Genomic DNA, 19,211 nt, shown 5'->3' with positions numbered 1-19,211 from the left:
TCTGTGGCATTCTTTTTTAAAATTGGTCTAACTCTACCAATTTTTTCCGAGCGAACTCCCTAACTTTTTCATCTGCATCATTATCTGCGCGATCGCACAGCAATGCTAAAGTTTGGGGATGACGCGGATATTGCTTGAGTATTATCTCCAGTGCAACACGTCGGGGATTGGTTTGCCAACTGTTCTGGCGCTGAAATGGATCTTTGACAGCACAGTTGGAGAAGAATTCCCACATCCCAGCTTGATTTTTGAAGTTGCGTGCTAATGCTTGCACTGCAATTTGTCGCACTTGCCAACTCTCATCATTAGTAGCACGGCTTTTGAGAAAACCGATAATATCGGTGTCATGTTTAAACTCTGCTAATTCTTCTACAGTCACATATCGCACATTCCAATGAGTGTCGGTAGTCGCACGAATTTTGAGGAAGCTGATAATATCAGCGTTATCTTTAAAGTTACGCGCCAGCGCTTGCACGGCTTTTCGTCGCACATAGTGATTAGTGTCAGTAGTAGCGCAATTTTTCAGGAAATAGATGAGATTGGCATCATCAGGGAAATTGCGCGCTAATTCTTCCACTGCAATATGTCGGACATTCCAACTGCGATCGCTTGTGGCGCACTCTTGGAGAAAGCTGATACTATGGCCATCATCAGGGAAATTGCGTGCTAATTCTGCCACGGCTGCACCGCGCACATCTGCATCTTCATCAACGGTGGCGCGGTATTTGAGAAAATATCTGGTGTCAGAATTATCTTGAAAGTTACGTGCTAATACTTGAACTGCGGCTTGTCTAACATCGGAATCTTCGTCAGCAGTGGCGCTATCTTTAAGAAAGCCGATGATATCAGCATTATTTTGAATGTGTACTAATTCTTCCACTGCTGTACGTCGCACTTGCCAACTTTCATCAGTAGTCGCAAGGTATTTCAAAAAGCGATCTTCTGGGAAGTTGTGCGCTAATACTTGAATTGCAGCTTGTCGCACCTGCCAACTTTCATCAGCTGTAGCGCTGTGTTTGAGTAGTCTGATGGTGTCGGGATGACTTTTAAAAGCTGCTAATTCTTCTATGGCAGTACGGCGCACATCTGTATTATCGTCAGCAGTGGCACGTTCTTTAAGGATGTTGAAGGTGCTAGCATCATCAGGAAAGTTATGCGCTAAAGCTTGGATTGCACTACGCCGGACATCTGCATCTTCATCAACAGTAGCGTGGTCTTGGAGAATGCCGATAGTGTCGCTATCATCTCTAAAGTGATGTGCTAATTCTGCGACAACAGCACAGCGTACAGTTGCATCTTCATCTGCGATCGCTAAATCTTGCAATATGCTGATAGTATCCGCATCATCTCTAAAGTGATGCGCCAATGCTTTGACAGCAGCACACCTGACATCTGCATCTTCATCTGCGATCGCGCAATTTTGTAAAATCCCCACAATAGCAATATTATCTCTGAAATTCTGCGCTAATTCTTCTATAGTCACACGTCGCACATCTGCATCCGCATCAACAGTAGCACGAACTTTCAATAAGCTCGCGATTTCAGCATCATCTTGAAAGTTGCGCGCTAATTCTTGCACAGCCGCAAGTCGTACATTCCAACTTTCATCAAAAGTGGCGCAGTCTTTGAGAAAGCGAATGGTATCAGTGTCATCTGGAAAGTTGCGCGCTAATTCTTGCACAGCAGCACGTCGCAGATACCAATTTTCATCCACAGTAGCGCAATCTTTCAGCCAAGATTTAATTTTGAGGTCATCTTTCCAACTGGTAGCAATGGCTGCAACTGCTTGAGTACGAATTTCCTCAACTAGTTTACTGTCTTGCTCATCAAATAAGCGATCGTAATAGTACCAAAGGTCATATTTGGTTAAAGCTTTTAACTGCTCAAATAATATGTTAGCAGTTGCAGCAATTACTGCACGATTTCTCACTTCTGCAAGACACTTAGCGGCTAAAAATAGATTAGTAAATTTTTCCTCTTCACCCTGTTGAGCAATTAAATACTCAATAACTTTACCGACAAATCTTGGCTCAATCATCCCCGCAATTAATCTTAATACTTCATGCCAAGTTTCATCGTGCCAATATTTACCAAAAACCTCACTCTTGAGTTGCTCAATAGAAAGTGTTTGCGTTTCTTTAAATTGCCAAACAAACTCCCAAGCACAAAAATATTCTAAAAAAGTGCGATGTACAAAAGCATAATAATCTGCACCCAAAAAACATAACATAAAATTACGAGTCCGCAATTGATTAATCAACCGCCTAGCTTTATCTCTAGCATCACTAACTTCAATACTTTTCAAATAGTCAGTAAAAATTTTCTCTAAGTTTCTAGCACTAATCAAATTACCAGCCAAACCTTTTTGACTGGTTTGCATATCATAAGCAACTTGACGCAGTATTGCTTGTTTATCTTGATAATCAATCGTTGTCAGTAAATGCCGTTCAGTTTCTAAAGCACGTTCTACATCCCATTTATACAGTAAAACTTCTGAAGCTTTTTTATATAGTTCTGCTCTTTCTCTAGGTAATTCTTGATTACGATTAAGAATTGCCATCATCGTCAGCAGTAGCGGATTAATTGCCAATTCTGCAATAGCTGTTGATGTATTAATTGCTTTTTGCAATCGTTCTTTTTTTCGCAGTTTATCAACCTCATCCTTAAAAGCCAAATCATACCAACTGTTGATAAAATCTTGCACTTGTTCGTGATTTAAATCTTGTAAAATAAAGTGACGAAATTGCGCATCGCGTAAACGTTGTGGCTTATAGCCAATCGCACGAGAAGTTAAAATTACCTGTACGTTAGGATACTCATTAGTAAAACGATGAATAGCGGTAATTATATCTTCACGTTTACCAGAGTCAAACACCTCATCTAAACCATCAAACATCACTAAAGCATTACCAGTCTTTAGCAGTGCGTGTAAGTGATGTTGATTGAGGTGAGAAATTGCACCTGGACTTTGATGGAAAAACTCTAAAAAATCCTTGCAATGTCCATCATCATAATTTCTGATATAAGCGCGTAACTCAATTAGTAAGGGAATTGGTGGTAAATAAAATTCTGGTTTACCAAGTCGATCGAGAGTTTTTTCTACCCAATCTAATGCGAGATATTGCAATAAGGTAGACTTACCAGAACCAGGATCGCCTAAAATTACGATATATTTATAAGTTTGCGGCTGATTGATAATATCCAATACCGAACGTACTGGTTGTTCTAGATAAATTTGTTTGTATTGTTCTACCTCTTCTAGAGTAATTTCTGCTGCTTCGATTTGGTTACTTTCTTGCAGTCGTCGCAGATGTTCTTTAGGTAATTCATAAACATGGGGTAATACTTGGTGAACTTCCCGTACATTGGGAGTAATAAATATCTTCCATAACCTAAGTTCGTTATAAGCATAACCGCTAGTATCCAAACTATCTAATTTGAGATTCACATAGCGTTCGCGAATTCCTTCTTGGTATTTCTGTAAGTCAAAATCGGGGATGATTCCCGCTAATGCTTGAGTATTTTTCTGAATTGCAATAGAATTACGTGTATTGAGTAGTTCGCGTAAATCTTGTGACTCCGAGAGAATTTGCTGACATTTACGCAAATAGCGATCGCTTACTAATTGCCAATTAAACTTAGCTGGTAAATTAGGTAAATTCAGACTCTTCCAAATACTAACTAAATTTTGGTAATCTAACTCATCACAATCTAAATCGAAAGCCTGAGCCAAGATTTCCTTAACAGATTTATCCTGAATAAATTGCTTCAAGGGTTGATTAAATTGTTTAATTTCCTCATCAGCAAGCTTAAGAAACTTTAACTCATCTTCTACCAGTTGCAGAAATTCTTTAAGCGCTATAGCAACAGCTTGCTGAATTGGTGCTTGCTGAAATATTGTTGCTACATTTTTCAAGCGCCCTTTAAAGAAGTCTTTAGCATAATCCTTGACTATCTCTTTAGCAAAATCTTCATTGAAAATAGCCTTGACAAGAAATCCTACAGCATTTTTTGCTACCAAGCTAACTATCCATTCCACCATAACATTCGCGCCAGCCACAGCTATTGATCGAGAGTATAGATACTAGTATTAGTAGTTTTATCAAATATATAAGTTACTGAATAAAACTTATATACTGAAAAACATATATCTTTAGTAAATACTCTTTTCTATATTCTGAACGATGTTTATTGAAGAATGTAAGTTCCAATTTTTATAATTTTAAGTATATATATTTTTAGCGTTATAAAAAGAACCAAATCTTTTGAGACATTAGTAATTAAATCAAAACTCTCTTATGCTCTTCTTAACGGTTTGGTGTGTATGCCTACCTAAATATGAATATTACTGAAATAAACCACGGTATATCTGAGAAAAGTTTGATATACAAAAGTAGGGTGGGCAATGCCAGCCTTTTCAACGCGAACAGTATCCATCAACCATTTCCCCGCAAGGGGGGTGAAAAATGGGTTCAACCTTGCGCTTTTACCCAGCCTTATACCAATTCACGAAAAATTTGATTCAAATAAAGCATCAAGAATAAAGTCCCAACCTGTAATAGAAGCAATGGTTGATGTGTTTAATTTCTCCAAACGCTTCCAGATAAATTGTCTTAATTCATCCAACGCTCCAAAACTTTCCCACGCCAAATATCTTTTAACTTCCTCCCACAATCGCTCAATTGGATTAACTTGCGGTGTATGTGGGGGTTGAAATAACAAAATTATATTTTCTGGTATCTGAAGATGTTGACTAAAATGAAAAGCACCATTGTCTAACTGAATAATATGTATATCTTGGGCATAATTAGCCGAGAATTTTTCTAGAAAAATCTGAAAACAAGCTGCATTTAAATGAGAGAATTCCCAAATAAAATTCTCACCAGTTAATGGTTCTACCAATCCATATAAATAAAAATTTTCTCGCTTCCATTGCATGATGCCAATAGGCTTAGTACCTTTTGTAGTAATTAATCTTCCTGCTTCTGTTTTCAGTCCTACGCGGCTTTCATCCTCACACCAATACCTAATTTTTCTTTGTCTATCTATTGGTGATATGACATATTTCTGAATTACGTCTAGGTATTGTGGGAGTTTTTTTTAAACTCTTCTTCCGCTTCTGGTTGGTGTTTAATGCCTACTGCACGCGGCACCTTTAGCTTCGCTTTCATTTGATAACGCACTGTATCATGTACTACTTTGTATGAAGCTTCTACACCCTCTACCGCTTTTAACCATGTTCGGATTTCTTCATAACTTTTAAATCCCTGGGGGTCTTCCAGTTCCTTTGAAAGCTGCTCTCGAACATCTGTGTTAATAATTGGTGGTCGCCCTGAACCTTTTTTTCTTGATACGAGACTAGTGATTCCTGACTCTGCATAAACTTTTAACCACCTTTGTACCGTCGCGCTTCCTCTGCCCAATACCACTGCTAAATCTTGTATTGTCTTTACCTGCTTTATCTTCAGTAAATACAACGCTTGAATCCGTTCTTTACCTAATGCTGTTTTTTGTTTTCTTAGCAGCTCATGTAATTCCTCGGCTGACTCCTTTATTTTTACTTTGGTGACTCCTGCCATAAACTTCTGCTCATATTTCTTCCTTAATTATCTTTATCATTTTTTTAGTGAAATGGTATTACCCCAGGAATTTTCCAAAAAGTGCGATCGCATTTTCGCTTTTCTCAAAAATCGAGAAGCGATCGTACTTCCTTGTATCAATATTATTTAACTCCTGTTGGCAATATTCTTAGAGAAATTTTTGACTATAGCAATCCTATTTGATTTGCAAACATCGATAGGCTCCGATCCCCGACTTCTACCCTTCGGGAAGCCATTCTAAGGGTGTTTACAAGAAGTTGGGGGTCTTTTTGTTCTTAACTCATTTATGACTGCTATATCTTGGCCACAATTGGTCTTTGTTTAAAATGATAAATTTATAAAAATTGATAATAGAAAAGGGTGCTTTTGGTTGCACCCTCCGAAGGAGCTAATCTTAAGTGTAAGGATTGTTCTAACTACGGCATTTATTTCTCATGCTTCCATAATATTAATCTAATTAAACTTATTAATACTCACGCTTGAGATAGATATATTAATACTTTGATAAAGTTTGGTTGTAGTTTTTATTACTAAAGATAGTTATATTTAATAATACATACTCATAAATTATTTATATACTTCAAGTGAAAATATATTCCTGTATAGCAATACCTCTGCTAATTTACAAATGAATTGAGCGATCGCCTGCCCACTTTATCATTTAAACACCCTTGTTGAGAATAAACGTAAAAATATGAGTTTCAGATTATTTTCTGCCGAAGGTAACAAAAGCGGGCTAATACCAAAAAGAAGAACTCAGGGTTCGACTTGGCATGAAATTTACCCAAAACATACACTACCTAATTGAGAGGGAAATATATAATTTTTTTGAGAAAAGGTATCTTAAATATAGTGAACATGAAGAAGGCGACATCAGGGGATTTGGTATAGATTTACCAGAACCAATGGAGTTTGGTTGTGAGTTGGACTTTTGTATTTCTGTACTCAACTGTAATTGTTCACCTATAGGGTGGCAGATTTTTGAGTCTCTAACCAACAATAGTTTCTGGCTTTTTCCTTATGACAGGCTAGCAGTAGTATGCGATCGCCCAACCACAATCTCCTTTGACGAACAACAACGCCCCCATGCTGTTATGCAACCTGCCATCCAATTTGCAGATGGATACAGTATTTATGCTCATCATGGTGTAGTAATCCCTGAAAAATACGCCAATCTGCATCCTCAACAGTGGCAAACTCAATGGCTGTTAGAAAATAATACCCAGATGCGAAAACCTTTGATTCAAGAAATTACGGATATTCAAAGAATTGAAAGAGCAGTTGTGACTCAATTAGATTCTGAGCAAGAATATACTTTATTAAAAATTGATGACAATGTGAATGCAAAGACAATTTATTTCTTAAAGATGACTTGTCCCATTACTAGAGAAGTTCATGCTTTAATCCATGTACCTGCTGATATTAAATCTGCACACCAGGCAATCCTGTGGGTAAATTGGGGAATTGAGCCTGAAAAATTTGTCAGCTAAAAGCTCGAAATGCTAAATTATGTGAAAGTTTTGTACCATCTTCTATCTGATTTCCGCCCCTCTCAATCCCGGCTCTGGCATTATTGATCTTAAGGCTTACTATCGTGGTTTTCGATATGTTTGTGAAATGTTAAAAATGCTTCCCGAAATCCCTGAGCCTATTTTATTAACCCAGATTTTTGCCAAACTTACTGCCCGTTGCTATCGGCGTTGAACCCTCGTAAATAGGAATCAGACTTTATTTTTGATAAATTCCCGTACACTGGTGTTGAGACTAACATAAGGAGAAAAACTTATGGGACTTTTCGATCAAATTCTCGGTGCTGTTGCTAATCCCAATCAGCAAGGTAATCTGGGTCAATTGGGAAATATTATTAGCACTGTGGATCAATTGAGTAATAGCACTGGTGCAGACCCTTCTACTATCCAATCGGTGTTATCAGTTGTGGGTAGTCAAGTGCGATCGGCTTTACAACAAAAGCAAGCCACAGAGGGTAATGAAGCAGTACAATCTACAGTCAATGAATTTGCGGGTACGTCTCCTAACTCTCAAGCGGTTTACTCGGTATTTGGTGGTGGTATTCAACAAGTAGCTGAGATTGTTGCTCAACGCACTGGCTTGGATGCTGGGATGATTCAACAATTACTGCCTTATGTAGTACCTGTAGTGCTGAATTTTTTACAGTCTGGTGCGAACGCTCAAAATCCCCAAGCAGGCGGAAATCCGGTGCTGAATTCGTTCCTAGACGCAGATAATGATGGTGATGTTGATATTGCTGATGCTATGCAGTTAGCTAGCCGTCATCTCGGACGCTAATTAATTCAATTTGCTACTTCGTTGGCGAAATAGATTTTTCTTGTCAGGATCGGAAAAAGAGGAATAAGGAAGAACCGTTAAACAAACTTCTTCCTTATCTTCCCGATCTCCTCTCATCGTGAGACGACAGGAATAGCAGACATGACCAGAAATCCGCGATTTACATCTAACGATCGTTTCGCTTCTCATCCTGATGAACAGTTACTTGATGCTTATTCTCAAGCCGTAATTAGTGTAGTAGAAAAAGTTAGTCCGGCGGTTGTCAATATTGATGTGCAAAAAAGTCCCAGAGGACGCAGCCGCTATTTTCAGAGTTTTTCGCCAGAAGTGCGCGGTAATGGTTCTGGCTTTATTTTTACACCCGATGGCTACATTTTAACTAACGCTCATGTTGTGGAAGATGCTAGCAACATTGAGGTGACACTTGCAGATGGTCGCAGCTATGCAGCAGAATTAATTGGTGATGACCCAGATAGAGATTTAGCGGTAATTAGAATTCATGCGGCAAACTTAGTAGCAGCGCGTTTGGGTGATTCGCAAGCTTTAAAAGTCGGTCAATTAGCGATCGCAATTGGTCATCCCTACGGTTTTCAAACCACTGTCACCACTGGTGTAATTAGCGCTTTGGGACGTTCGTTTAGATCTAGTTCTGGTAAATTAATTGAAAATATTATCCAAACAGACGCCGCACTTAACCCAGGTAACTCAGGCGGGCCGCTAGTCACCTCTCACGGTGAAGTTATCGGTATTAATACAGCGATCGCAATCTCTGCGCAAGGTATTTGTTTTGCTGTCCCGATTAACACTGCAAAGATGGTCATCCCAGCATTGATGAAAGGTGGTAAAGTCCGGCGTGGCTATATTGGAATTGGGGGACAGAATGTGCAGATATCCCGACGGATAATGTTATTTCATGAATTATCTGGGGATACGGGTATTTTTGTTATGTACGTTGAGCCGCATAGTCCCGCTAGGAAAGCAGGTTTGCAAGAAGGTGATGTAATTGTTGGTTTTAATGGTCAACAACTAACTAGCATTGAAGACTTGCAAAAACTTTTAACACCCGAACGAGTGGGAGTGCGTAGACGCGTAGCGGCTTGTCGTGAGACATCGCAACTGACAATTCTGCGCCGCAACCAAAAGCTATTCCTCAGCATTGTACCAGAAGAATCACCGTAGTAGAGGATGGACGTTAGGGGGATGAGGCGGCTATAACCCCTTGTTGGGACTATCTCTCAGCCATTAAACATCTCAATTCTTTATAAAATCGCTCCCTTCTGCGTTTAATGAAGCGATATCGCTTGTATCTGTGAATGCAGCTTTGAGCTATCGGCTTAATTAGAACTGCGATCGCACTTATTAGGATGATAAAAGATACCATAATAATAATTATAGGAAAGGCGGTGTTTGTACTCATTTTGCTTGAAAATACGAGAATTCTTGAGGAGTGGCATCCGTATTTATATGTATTTATTACATCAATATAGCAAAATAACCTGAGTATATATACTCGGATAGCTTTACATCGTAAGGGTTACAGGGATTAGGCGGTGAAAAGATTTTTGGCTTGTTTTTAGTTACAAGACTTCTTGCAAAAGTCCCATCCATCTAGGACTTTTGCAAAGCGGGTTTAATGAGCAATAACAATTCAACCATTCTCATCCAAGATTGTGCCTTCCAAATTAGCTTGATCTAAATTTGCGCCGCTTAAATTGGCTTCGTGTAAGTCGGCTTGAGCAAGATTCGCCTGAGTGAGGTCGGCTACAGTTAAATCTGCGCCAGTTAAGTCGGCTTTATCTAAATTTGCAGCTACCAATGTTGCTTCATGCAACTCCGCCTCGCTCAGATTTGCTTCAATTAGTTTGGCAACAGTTAAATCAGCTTGACTCAAATTTGCTCCATCTAAAACAGCGCCATCTAATATGGCTCCATCTAAGATGGCTCCTGTGAGATTACTACCACTGAGATTAGCATCACTTAAATCTGCGCCGTTTAAGTCTGCCTCAATCAAGCTAGTTTGGCTTAAATTAGCATGACTGAGATTAGCACCATCTAAAATGGCTCTATCTAAAATTGCTCCGCTGAGATTGGCTTCTCGCAAATTTGCTTCGCTGAGGTTCACACCAGTAAAGTCTCTTGTGCCTGCGGCATAGTTTTTCAGGAGTTCATCTGCATTCATAGATTATGCTCCGCTAGTCTTTAGTGCTTTTCGAGTCACAGCAATCTATTACCCAGCATTGGCAACAGAGGGTCTCAAAAGTGTATTCAATTTATGTTAGCTATTTTAAATTTTTTCTATAACTAGCTAAAGTTGTTAATTAATTTCATACCTAAGATAGTGGGTGTTGGGTGCATTCCAGTTTTTATAAATGCCAACAGGCTATAAATATATAGCCTGCCTCCGCAGGCTAGGTATTGACTAAAAAATAAACATACTCCTGTGGCTGTTGCGGAAATAAGCAATTAATGTCGACATTATGTAGTATTATTTTTCAAATGGTATTATACTACTAATTCCACAATTATTTGCTCAAAGTTCCTTGTGTATAGTGTTTTGTTATATTCTTGCCATGCTTGGTTTGACGAGTTAGGAAATTGTGTTAATGTTGCCTGTTGAATATATTCCATAAACGGGCGACGAAGTTGCTCATATTTCTTAAAGGCTGAGGCTATAGCTTGCTTGTTATCCCAATGATTTGCTTGAGCAATATTAGTAATTAATGTTGTAATTACCATTGCATCTTCAAATCCTTGATTAGCTCCTTGAGCCATAAAAGGAGGCATACCATGTGCAGCATCACCAACTAATACAACTCGTCCTGCACTCCAGGCTGGTGCAATATTCTCAGATATAGCAGCACAATGAATGTAATACGGACGTTGAAAAATATTTTCTGGCGGAGATAATCGCACTAATTGTTTTAGTTCATCAGGATAACCAGCTTTTTCTAACTCTTGCAAAGTCAAGTCAAGCAAATCGCTACCAGATTTTCCTTGCACAGAATCCAATGGTACAGCTATATGTACTAAATAGCCTATCCCTTGTCTGTTAATTAACATCATTCTCGGAGATTCACTAAAAGTAAGATCGCCCAAATCGTAGTTAGCTACTGTTAAAATTGGCGAGCCTGCAAAAAATTTCTCTTCAAGATGCGATCGCAGTTCGTTGGGTATATGAGGTATTTCTCTACAATATATGGCAGCAAACCCAGAATATTCTGGTTTGGCAAATGCTTGGGTAGCGCTATCAGCATAAAGTATCCTGCGGACTGTAGAGTTAATACCGTCTGCTGCGACAATTAGCTTGGCTCGAAATGATATTGTGATTGATGCTTGAGAGATGTTGTCTAAATTCTGGGATTGTGGATCGCGATCGTTTTGTGCGTCTGACCAATATGCATAAGGATTAGCCTCGACACTAGCACTACTTACACAATCAAGCCGAACACATCCATTTTCAGGTTCATCCACAATATTGATACAACGATGATTAGGTTTAACTCGGTCTTCAGGAAGCAGTTGCCTTAGACTAGTCTGCAAATCATACCAAGAAATTGAAACTCGACCTTCACCATAATTACTCAACCAAACATCAAATAATAGAGAAATTGACCGAACTTTTTCTCCCTGAAAGTTTTTAGATACCCATTCTAGTGAAGCTTTTGGAGGGTTTGATTCGTCAGACTGCTGATAATTAGTGAAAGTCAGACTCGCTGTTTTAACTGCTTGATATGCGTTAGGATCTACACATTTGAGAGCTTTTAACCCGTTCGGCAGAAGATCCACAACCTGACCAACCTGACGAAAAGCACGAGTTTGGTCTATTACCAAAATATTGTCAATACCACGTTTGCGTAAACCAACAGCAGTTGCTAAACCAACAGGCCCAGCACCAACTATAACAACATCGTAGATTTTGTTGATAGGTGTATCTGTTTGGGGGATATTCATAACGCAACAAACTTAAGTTTGGAGTTTTACAGCAGTCGTAAACATCCCTAATGATAGACAAGAAGGTAGAGAAAATTCTCTACCTTCTTTTTATCTCAACTATTGGTTATTAGCTTGTCTGTAACAGGCAAATTCCATTGTGAAAGTCGCCATCCCCGCAGTTTGCGATCGCAAGTCTGTAGAATAACCAAACATCTGCGATAGGGGTACTTCTGCCCGAATTATCGAGTATGTTTGCATTGTTTCCGAACCCAATAGCAAACCGCGACGGGAAGATAAATCGCCCTGCACTCTACCCAAATACTCGTTCGGTGTTTCCACCTCTACCAGCATAATTGGTTCGAGCATATAGGGCTTGGCTTTGGCGATCGCATCCTCAAGTGCTTGATGGGAGGCTGACCGGAATGCCAATTCGGAAGAGTCTACTGGGTGATAGGAACCCCCGTCCAGCACGACTTTTACCCCGGTGACAGGATAACCTTCCAAGGGGCCTGATTGCATCGCCTCGCGGAAACCTTTCTCGCAAGCCGGAATATATTCTTTGGGAATTGCACCTCCAACTACTCGGCTTTCAAAGACAAAGGGCGCGTCTGTCGGTTCAATCCATCCACTGACGTGGGCGTATTGACCAGATCCCCCGGTTTGTTTCTTGAGTCGATAGTCGAAGTTAGTTTTTTGCCCAATTGTTTCTCGGTATGCGACTGCGGGTTTACCAACGTATACCTCAGTGTTATATTCCCGTTGAATGCGCTCCAAGTAGATTTCTAGATGGAGTTCACCCATACCAGAAATCAGAGTTGCTCCTGATTCTGGGTCGATGCTCAATTTGAAGGTGGGATCTTCTTTTTGAAAGCGGTTGAGTGCTTTGGAAAGGCGATCGCTATCTTCTTGTTTTTTGGGTGTGACAGCCAGTGTAATTACTGGGTCGGGTACATACATTTTTTCTAAAGATACCAGTGGTTCCCCACTACAAAAGGTATCGCCAGAGGCACAATCCACACCCAACAGAGCGATAATATCCCCTGCTTCGGCAAATTTTACCTCTTCTCGCTTGTTAGCGTGCATTCTCACCAACCGACCAATTTGCACTCGTTGTCCGGTACGGGAATTGTAGACAGTATCGCCCTGTTTCACTGTCCCTGAATAAATCCGGGTGTAAGTTAACTGTCCAAAGGACTCGACAGTGAGTTTGAACGCCAACGCTACTAAAGGATCGTCAGGATTGGGGTAAAGACTGACAGATTCTACAGTTTTGACCACTTCCCGATCGATAGGCGATGGCAGATAAAGCGCGATCGCATCTAACAAGTTCTGCACTCCTTTGTTTTTGAATGCCGAACCCAGCAATACTGGTGTTAGTTGCAAGCTCAAAGTGGCTTGGCGGATCGTTTGCCAAATCAGTTCTTTTGGAACTTCTTCACCTGCTAGTAGTATCTCAGTCATCGGTTCTGAGAAAAATGACAAAGCATCGAGCAATTTTTCTCTTGCTTGTTGTGCTTCCTCCACAAGTGCGTCAGGAATTGGCTTTTTCATCCAATGTTCGCCGTTCTCACCCTCATAGTAGGAGGCTTCCATTTCAATGAGGTCAATTACCCCTTGAAATTGGTCTTCGCTACCGATGGGATACTGAAGCAACATGGCATTTAACTGCAAGCGATCGCGCATAGCTTGTACAACCCGAAACGGATTTGCACCTAAGCGATCCATTTTGTTGATAAATGCTATACGCGGTACGCGATATCGCTTCATCTGCCGATCCACCGTAATCGACTGGGACTGCACGCCCGCTACAGCACACAGCACCATGACTGCTCCATCCAATACCCGCAAGGCACGCTCAACTTCTATCGTAAAATCCACGTGTCCAGGTGTATCAATTAAGTTAATTTGCGTATCGTGCCACTGACAGGTGGTAGCAGCTGAAGTGATGGTGATACCGTGTAATTTTTCTTCTGGCATAAAGTCCATTGTTGCACCCTTGCCGCCTCCCCGTACTTCTTCAATTGCATGGATTCTGCCTGTGTAGAAGAGAATTCGCTCTGATAGCGTAGTTTTACCAGAGTCAATGTGAGCAGAAATACCAATATTCCGGATGCGTTCTCGGGGAATCATAATGACTTCCTTGATTATTGAAGCAACAAACTGTTACTGCCTGAGCAGTAACATCATTTATATTACAATTGTAATACAAATTAATTCATTATCCAAGAGATATATTTGACCGATCGCTAAAAGATCGGTGACGACAAAGTTACGACTGATGCGATCGCAATATCCCCACGCAAATTTTATGCATAATGAATAAATAGTTCGCAGAAACACGGCATAACAGTGGCTAGAGAGGAAGAGAAAATGAGAAAATAAGGCCAGATGCCAAAATAATATTCATGCCCAGGAAGATTCGAGAGTTAAAAGCTCAGATTGCGCGTGAAGGATTTGTTTACTTACCTAAGCGCGGTAAGGGTAGCCATGAACGTTGGCGGCATCCTCTTCTTAGAAAAACACTGACAATCCCAGGCAAAGATGGAGATGATGTGCCACTCTACCTAGAGAAACAACTAGAAAAGTTACTGGTTGAACTAAAAGAGTTGAAGGAGGAAGACGAAGATTCATGAATCGGTATAGCATGATTATTCAATGGTCTGATGAAGATCGGCTTTTCCTGGTGACAATCCCAGAGTTTGCCGACCTAGTAGTGATGCCTTGTACTCATGGCAAAACTCGTGAGGAAGCAATTCATAACGGTGAAGAAGTTATTGAAATGTATTTAGAAGCTTGGCAAGCAGAAGGTGAACTTATCCCTGAACCCAAGACGCTTCAAGTTGCTTGATAATCTGAGCGATCGCTCACGCATATATACTCAGTCCTGCACAAAGAGTAAACAGAGAAAACTGTCTATTTGCGATCGCTCAAAATCATACTTCTAACTTATCAGCAGAGTAAGAGGCTATTTATAAAGTAAATCAGTTTATGTTACGTCGTCTTGTTGTCTAAAGATTTACTTTATAAATGGTCTCTAACCAAAATACATAATTTAATAAAATAAAGAGATACTAAATTGCTATCGAGTATCTCTTATCGAAGATTTTTATTTACCTGTTACCTTTTGAATAAGTTCTGACGCTTTCTCACCAAAACCTCCTTGAGAATTTTGTGCTCGTTCATCTTTTAAATTTTTTTCATAAGCTTTTTCTAGAGTATTTAGGTTTTTTGAATCTTTTACTGCTTGCTCGTAAGCTTTTTGCCGTTCTTCTTCTTGAATACCAACCCCTGGATCGTACTCATTGGCACGGTTAATTTTTTCCTCAGCATTAGGTTTATACTCTGGAGGTACTAGCTTTAGTTCTTCGAGGGTAGTTGCATAACTAGGCTGCTGAATGCCTATGAATACACCCGATATACTGAGAAAAATTATAGAACAAACAATTAAAACGGTTGTACTAAATATCTGCTTTAAAGATAAGAAAAGCTTTGGCATTTGTTACTCCTTATATTTTCTCGATCTGCATTTTTTATTTGTCAAATAAATGTCTTTATTAAGACTCACAGCATCCTAGATCTTCTAGTATATTTTTTACTTCTATCTATAGGTACATTAATTTTTAGATTTTTACCCATCATGCTTGCATTCGTTAATTAAAATCAGCAGATAGTAGTCGGAAATTCAAAGTAAAAAATATCAGGATAGATCTAGGCGAAGAATTTTACTAGCTCCTATTCTTACTTTAGGGATACGCATCTAAGTAAAAGATTTCATACCCTAAAAGGGGAAAATTTCGGCTAAAACAATGGCAAAGTTTACTGTTAGCGACTATCTATTGCTTCGTCTAGAGCAAATTGGCATCAACCATATTTTCGGTGTCGCTGGAGACTACAATATGGAGTTTCTCGACTATATTGTTCACCACAATAATATTGAGTTGATTCCTGCTTGCAACGAACTTAACGCCTCTTATGCTGCCGATGGCTATGGTCGAATAAATGGTGTAGCGGCATTGGTAACTACATTTGGGGTTGGCGAACTCAGCGCTATTAATGGTATCGCTGGTGCCTATGCTGAACGCGTTCCTGTTGTAGCGATTACTGGTTCTCCAGCCACTACAATTCAAGCACGCGGTTCGCTTGTCCATCATACGCTTGGTACTGGTGATTTCTCGATATTTGCCAGAATGTATGAACAGGTAACGGTGGCTCAAGCATATTTAACAGCAGAAAATGCCACAACCGAAATTGACAGAGTTTTGGGTATCTGTCTTTTGAAAAAGTTACCCGTTTACATTTCCATACCTATGGATGTTGCTCAACATGAAGTAGCAGCACCATCTGATTCTTTAAAACCCCCTGTATTTGAGAGCGAACGCCCTACCTTAGCTGAAGCAGTTGATAATTGTGTAAGCATACTAGAACAAGCTTCCCAACCCGTAATTCTGGCTGATATTGGTGTGGCTCGTTATCAGTTGCACGAGCAATTGCGGAAACTGCTAACAGCTACTGGATATCCTTATGCCACGATGAACATGGGAAAAGGATTGCTAGAAGAAACCCATCCCCAATTCATTGGCATATATAATGGTGCTGCCAGTGAGGAATCTGTGAAAAAACGTATTGAACAGGCAGATTGTGTTTTAAGTATCGGTGCTTTGATGACTGATTTCAACACAGGTAAATTTTCTGCCAAACTCGATCCGAGCCGAACTATTGAGGTGCATGGGGAGTATGTAAAAGTTAAACATGCTGTATACAACAATGTAGCTATGGCAGATATGCTGTCTGCTTTGAGTCAAAGGTTACAGCACCGCGATCCTCAAACACTCAACTTCAAGTCAGCAACAGAGAATTTGGATACTGGTTTTACAACTCCTTTCGATGCGAAATCTTCAGCAGCAATTACACAACAGCGTTTTTGGCATAGATTCGCTCATTTTCTCCAAGAAAATGACATTATCGTTGCCGAGACTGGAACTTGTTTGTTTGGGGCCGCGATCGCTCCTTTACCAAAAGGAGCTACCTTTATTGGTCAAGTACTTTGGGGTTCGATTGGTTACTCTGTTGGCGCATTACTTGGCTGTTGCGTCGCCGCACCACAACGCAGGTCTATCTTACTGGTTGGTGATGGGTCTTTCCAGATGACTGGACAAGAACTTTCAACCATCTTACGCTACAATCTCAAACCAATTATTTTTCTCATCAACAATGATGGATATACCATAGAGCGTGATATCCACGGTGAAAGAATGCCGTATAACGACATTCAACCTTGGAAGTATCATCAGCTCGTTGAAGTTTTCGCTGGTAACGGCTGGGGAATTAAAGTTAGTACCGAATTCGAGTTAGAGACAGCATTACAACGAGCCGAACAAAACCATGACCAACTTGCTTTTATTGAGGTTGTGATGGATAAAATGGACAGTCCAGAGATTCTATTAAAGATGTTGCAGCAATAAAGCAATTTATTCACATTTCTGGCATGAAACTTTGCTTTTACCAGCCATCTTCATGTATCCCAATGACTCTACACCAACAACCTCAAAATAAAGTATGTGTACCCAATTAATCATTTAAAAATCATCAAATCTCACATCCCTCCAAATGTCAGAAACTTGCCATCCTGAGTTTCCAACTCCTTCATTTAGAGAATTATCTTCGACCGAAAATTGATAAGATTTTTTCGTGAGTACAACTAGTTCTGGTTTTTTCTCAACCCCTAGATGTTGATTATTGAAAGCTTGGACTTGAAGAGGCTGCTGTTTTAATTGTCTTTTTGCTCGGGCATTTTTAAGAATGGGCTTTTCAATTTTGTTGATTAGTTGCATATTCATTGAAAGTTTGCGCCTCAGTAGTAAATTCTTCACTAAAATCAAAACCGCATTAACCTACAGCACGCTTAATCAACTCAAATCATTAATGATTGATTGAAATTCTTGGCTGAAACTCGAAATCAAGGGAAAACATAAAATTTTCTGTTTGATTATGCTCTATTACATCCCTTGCCTACTTAATTCCTCAGCCTTTTGTACTGTTCAGGCTTTTCACTTACAAAAGCCTGTCATTGCATCAATGCTGTTGATATACTTATCATGCTTGACTGGCAATAATTAAGACAAGTAGTTAAAACCCGCTTTTAAGAGTTCGGTTTTCGTCACTGAAAAAGCAAATACAACGATTGTGAAGATAGAACTCACGCAACCATTAGCAAATAGGTGATGATCGCTATGTTGCCGCCAAAATTGCTCCGCCAACTTCCAAGTGGCGAAGGAAAAGTAAGAACCTTTCACCCTTTCCCTTTCGCCCTTATCCCAAACCCAATCTCAAATTCCAAATGCTATCCCTTGTAGCATTGTCATCCTATAGATTGAAGGAGTTCTTCGAGACGGTTCAAAGTTTCGCTCAGTCCCTCTTCCATGCCAGATTGGAGATGCCCATCCCGTTGCTCTCTAGATTGGTGTTGAATGTGAATGTTTAGCGTTGTTTTGCCATCAACTTCATTCAGAGTCAGGGTATTGAGATGGTCGCTATTGGGGACTGGTTCATAGATTTCGGTAGTTACCAATCGTTCTGGTGGCACAATTTCACGATACTCTCCTGAAAATGCGTGTTCAGTGCTGTTTTTGGGGTCATGTAAGACATAGCGCCAAGCACCACCCACGCGCAGGTCAATTTCGCAAACTGCCATTGTCATACTGCTACAAACCCCAAACCAGCGTTTCACATGTTCGGGCTGAGTCCATGCCTCAAACAGAAGTCTGCGTGGGGCATTAAAGATGCGAGTAATGAGGATTTCCGTATCTGATGGTAAAGTGACAGCAAAACCATTCTGTTGCTGTTTGGCTTGCTTGGCGAGGAATTCGTCGAGACAATCGAAACTAGACTTCCACCCAGCAACCACACCCATCTCTTCATGCTTGCGGCGATCGCTTTCGGTTGCATGAAGAATTTGGATGGTGAGTTTAGTCTTGCCGTCCAACTCCTCAAACATTGCTGTCAAGATCATTCCCTGCGGTAAATCTGCGTTGATAACTTGTTCAAAGCCTTCATCAAATTCATCGCTGCTCACAATCCGTTCTGGAGGCACGATTTCGTGGAAAACACCTTTAGCAGGGTACTCTGTGCCATCTGGGCCCACCATGACATATCGCCATTGACCGCCTGGACGCAAATCTAATTCAGTTACACGAGTTGTAAAGCCTTTTGGCCCCCACCATTGGACAATGTGTTTTGGGTCTGTCCATGCCTGAAATACAAGTTCTCGCGGTGCGTTGAAGATACGGGTAATGATAATCTCGCGTTCGGACTGAGTGGATGTGGAGTCATTTTGTTTCAACATCTTGTTTCTCCTGAATAAGGGAACGCAGT

Annotated in this window: 15 protein-coding genes and 1 pseudogene; 7 read left to right on the top strand and 9 right to left on the bottom strand. The window is 40.2% G+C overall.

Annotated elements, in window-relative coordinates; all coding sequences use genetic code 11:
• Positions 1 to 16: 16 nt before the first annotated feature.
• The 3 genes from AACU33_RS12155 to AACU33_RS12145 form a co-directional block, all read right to left on the bottom strand.
• Positions 17 to 4,060 (bottom strand): HEAT repeat domain-containing protein, encoded by a 4,044-nt coding sequence (locus AACU33_RS12155; RefSeq protein WP_339375945.1) that lies wholly within the window; start codon positions 4,058 to 4,060, stop codon positions 17 to 19.
• A gap of 446 nt (positions 4,061 to 4,506) precedes the next feature.
• Entirely contained in the window at positions 4,507 to 5,031 is a 525-nt protein-coding gene (locus tag AACU33_RS12150) for an IS630 family transposase (RefSeq protein WP_339376496.1), read from the bottom strand.
• 47 nt (positions 5,032 to 5,078) lie between these two features.
• On the bottom strand, positions 5,079 to 5,579 hold the full coding sequence (locus AACU33_RS12145; RefSeq protein ID WP_096588144.1) for a helix-turn-helix domain-containing protein: 501 nt from the start codon (positions 5,577 to 5,579) through the stop codon (positions 5,079 to 5,081).
• 794 nt (positions 5,580 to 6,373) lie between these two features.
• On the opposite strand from AACU33_RS12145, the gene AACU33_RS12140 reads away from it, so the two are divergent.
• The 4 genes and pseudogenes from AACU33_RS12140 (at position 6,374) to AACU33_RS12125 (ending at position 9,086) form a co-directional block, all read left to right on the top strand.
• Positions 6,374 to 7,090, top strand: a complete 717-nt coding sequence (locus AACU33_RS12140; protein ID WP_096588747.1) for a DUF6745 domain-containing protein — start codon at positions 6,374 to 6,376, stop codon at positions 7,088 to 7,090.
• 39 nt (positions 7,091 to 7,129) lie between these two features.
• Positions 7,130 to 7,304 (top strand): annotated as a pseudogene (locus AACU33_RS12135) (IS4 family transposase); the annotation flags it as partial.
• Between the two features lie 81 nt (positions 7,305 to 7,385).
• Entirely contained in the window at positions 7,386 to 7,907 is a 522-nt protein-coding gene (locus AACU33_RS12130) for a DUF937 domain-containing protein (protein ID WP_096588746.1), read from the top strand.
• A gap of 141 nt (positions 7,908 to 8,048) precedes the next feature.
• Positions 8,049 to 9,086: a S1C family serine protease gene (locus AACU33_RS12125; RefSeq protein ID WP_096588745.1), complete on the top strand. Its 1,038-nt coding sequence runs from the start codon at positions 8,049 to 8,051 to the stop codon at positions 9,084 to 9,086.
• A 469-nt stretch (positions 9,087 to 9,555) separates the two neighbouring features.
• Here AACU33_RS12125 and AACU33_RS12120 read toward each other — a convergent pair whose 3' ends face one another.
• The 3 genes from AACU33_RS12120 to fusA all read right to left on the bottom strand — a co-directional run bounded on the left by AACU33_RS12120 (position 9,556) and on the right by fusA (position 13,970).
• Positions 9,556 to 10,086: a pentapeptide repeat-containing protein gene (locus tag AACU33_RS12120; protein ID WP_096588744.1), complete on the bottom strand. Its 531-nt coding sequence runs from the start codon at positions 10,084 to 10,086 to the stop codon at positions 9,556 to 9,558.
• A 323-nt stretch (positions 10,087 to 10,409) separates the two neighbouring features.
• Positions 10,410 to 11,858: an FAD-dependent oxidoreductase gene (locus AACU33_RS12115; RefSeq protein WP_096588743.1), complete on the bottom strand. Its 1,449-nt coding sequence runs from the start codon at positions 11,856 to 11,858 to the stop codon at positions 10,410 to 10,412.
• A gap of 99 nt (positions 11,859 to 11,957) precedes the next feature.
• Entirely contained in the window at positions 11,958 to 13,970 is a 2,013-nt protein-coding gene (gene fusA, locus AACU33_RS12110; RefSeq protein WP_096588742.1) for an elongation factor G, read from the bottom strand.
• A 275-nt stretch (positions 13,971 to 14,245) separates the two neighbouring features.
• Here fusA and AACU33_RS12105 point away from each other — a divergent pair, with 275 nt between their 5' ends.
• Together AACU33_RS12105 and AACU33_RS12100 are read left to right on the top strand one after the other, a co-directional pair.
• On the top strand, positions 14,246 to 14,473 hold the full coding sequence (locus AACU33_RS12105; protein ID WP_096588741.1) for a type II toxin-antitoxin system HicA family toxin: 228 nt from the start codon (positions 14,246 to 14,248) through the stop codon (positions 14,471 to 14,473).
• The gene (locus tag AACU33_RS12100) at positions 14,470 to 14,688 is read left to right on the top strand and encodes a type II toxin-antitoxin system HicB family antitoxin (protein ID WP_096588740.1); all 219 of its coding nucleotides are present in this window, start codon (positions 14,470 to 14,472) and stop codon (positions 14,686 to 14,688) included. The genes AACU33_RS12105 and AACU33_RS12100 overlap by 4 nt, the downstream gene beginning before the upstream one ends.
• A gap of 258 nt (positions 14,689 to 14,946) precedes the next feature.
• Here AACU33_RS12100 and AACU33_RS12095 read toward each other — a convergent pair whose 3' ends face one another.
• Positions 14,947 to 15,336, bottom strand: coding sequence for a hypothetical protein (locus AACU33_RS12095; RefSeq protein WP_096588739.1), 390 nt, complete (start codon positions 15,334 to 15,336; stop codon positions 14,947 to 14,949).
• Between the two features lie 310 nt (positions 15,337 to 15,646).
• Here AACU33_RS12095 and AACU33_RS12090 point away from each other — a divergent pair, with 310 nt between their 5' ends.
• Entirely contained in the window at positions 15,647 to 17,302 is a 1,656-nt protein-coding gene (locus AACU33_RS12090) for an alpha-keto acid decarboxylase family protein (RefSeq protein WP_096588738.1), read from the top strand.
• A gap of 114 nt (positions 17,303 to 17,416) precedes the next feature.
• Here the strand turns inward: AACU33_RS12090 and AACU33_RS12085 are convergent, their stop codons facing one another.
• Entirely contained in the window at positions 17,417 to 17,677 is a 261-nt protein-coding gene (locus AACU33_RS12085; protein WP_096588737.1) for a hypothetical protein, read from the bottom strand.
• A gap of 521 nt (positions 17,678 to 18,198) precedes the next feature.
• Complete coding sequence (locus AACU33_RS12080) at positions 18,199 to 19,182, bottom strand: SRPBCC family protein (RefSeq protein ID WP_096588736.1); 984 nt, start codon at positions 19,180 to 19,182, stop codon at positions 18,199 to 18,201.
• Positions 19,183 to 19,211 lie beyond the last annotated feature (29 nt).

The organism is Calothrix sp. NIES-2098 (genome assembly GCF_963875125.1).
Lineage (GTDB): Bacteria > Cyanobacteriota > Cyanobacteriia > Cyanobacteriales > Nostocaceae > Aulosira.
This window is presented reverse-complemented; position numbering and strand designations above follow the sequence as displayed.

Excerpts from the sequence above, each read along its gene's own strand:
- fusA (WP_096588742.1), bottom strand. The coding sequence starts at position 13,970 with ATGATTCCCCGAGAACGCATCCGGAATATTGGTATTTCTGCTCACATT.
- AACU33_RS12120 (WP_096588744.1), bottom strand. The coding sequence starts at position 10,086 with ATGAATGCAGATGAACTCCTGAAAAACTATGCCGCAGGCACAAGAGAC.
- AACU33_RS12085 (WP_096588737.1), bottom strand. The coding sequence starts at position 17,677 with ATGAATATGCAACTAATCAACAAAATTGAAAAGCCCATTCTTAAAAAT.
- AACU33_RS12140 (WP_096588747.1), top strand. The coding sequence starts at position 6,374 with ATGAAATTTACCCAAAACATACACTACCTAATTGAGAGGGAAATATAT.
- AACU33_RS12125 (WP_096588745.1), top strand. The coding sequence starts at position 8,049 with ATGACCAGAAATCCGCGATTTACATCTAACGATCGTTTCGCTTCTCAT.
- AACU33_RS12095 (WP_096588739.1), bottom strand. The coding sequence starts at position 15,336 with ATGCCAAAGCTTTTCTTATCTTTAAAGCAGATATTTAGTACAACCGTT.
- AACU33_RS12115 (WP_096588743.1), bottom strand. The coding sequence starts at position 11,858 with ATGAATATCCCCCAAACAGATACACCTATCAACAAAATCTACGATGTT.
- AACU33_RS12105 (WP_096588741.1), top strand. The coding sequence starts at position 14,246 with ATGCCCAGGAAGATTCGAGAGTTAAAAGCTCAGATTGCGCGTGAAGGA.
- AACU33_RS12145 (WP_096588144.1), bottom strand. The coding sequence starts at position 5,579 with ATGGCAGGAGTCACCAAAGTAAAAATAAAGGAGTCAGCCGAGGAATTA.
- AACU33_RS12100 (WP_096588740.1), top strand. The coding sequence starts at position 14,470 with ATGAATCGGTATAGCATGATTATTCAATGGTCTGATGAAGATCGGCTT.
- AACU33_RS12080 (WP_096588736.1), bottom strand. The coding sequence starts at position 19,182 with ATGTTGAAACAAAATGACTCCACATCCACTCAGTCCGAACGCGAGATT.
- AACU33_RS12090 (WP_096588738.1), top strand. The coding sequence starts at position 15,647 with ATGGCAAAGTTTACTGTTAGCGACTATCTATTGCTTCGTCTAGAGCAA.
- AACU33_RS12130 (WP_096588746.1), top strand. The coding sequence starts at position 7,386 with ATGGGACTTTTCGATCAAATTCTCGGTGCTGTTGCTAATCCCAATCAG.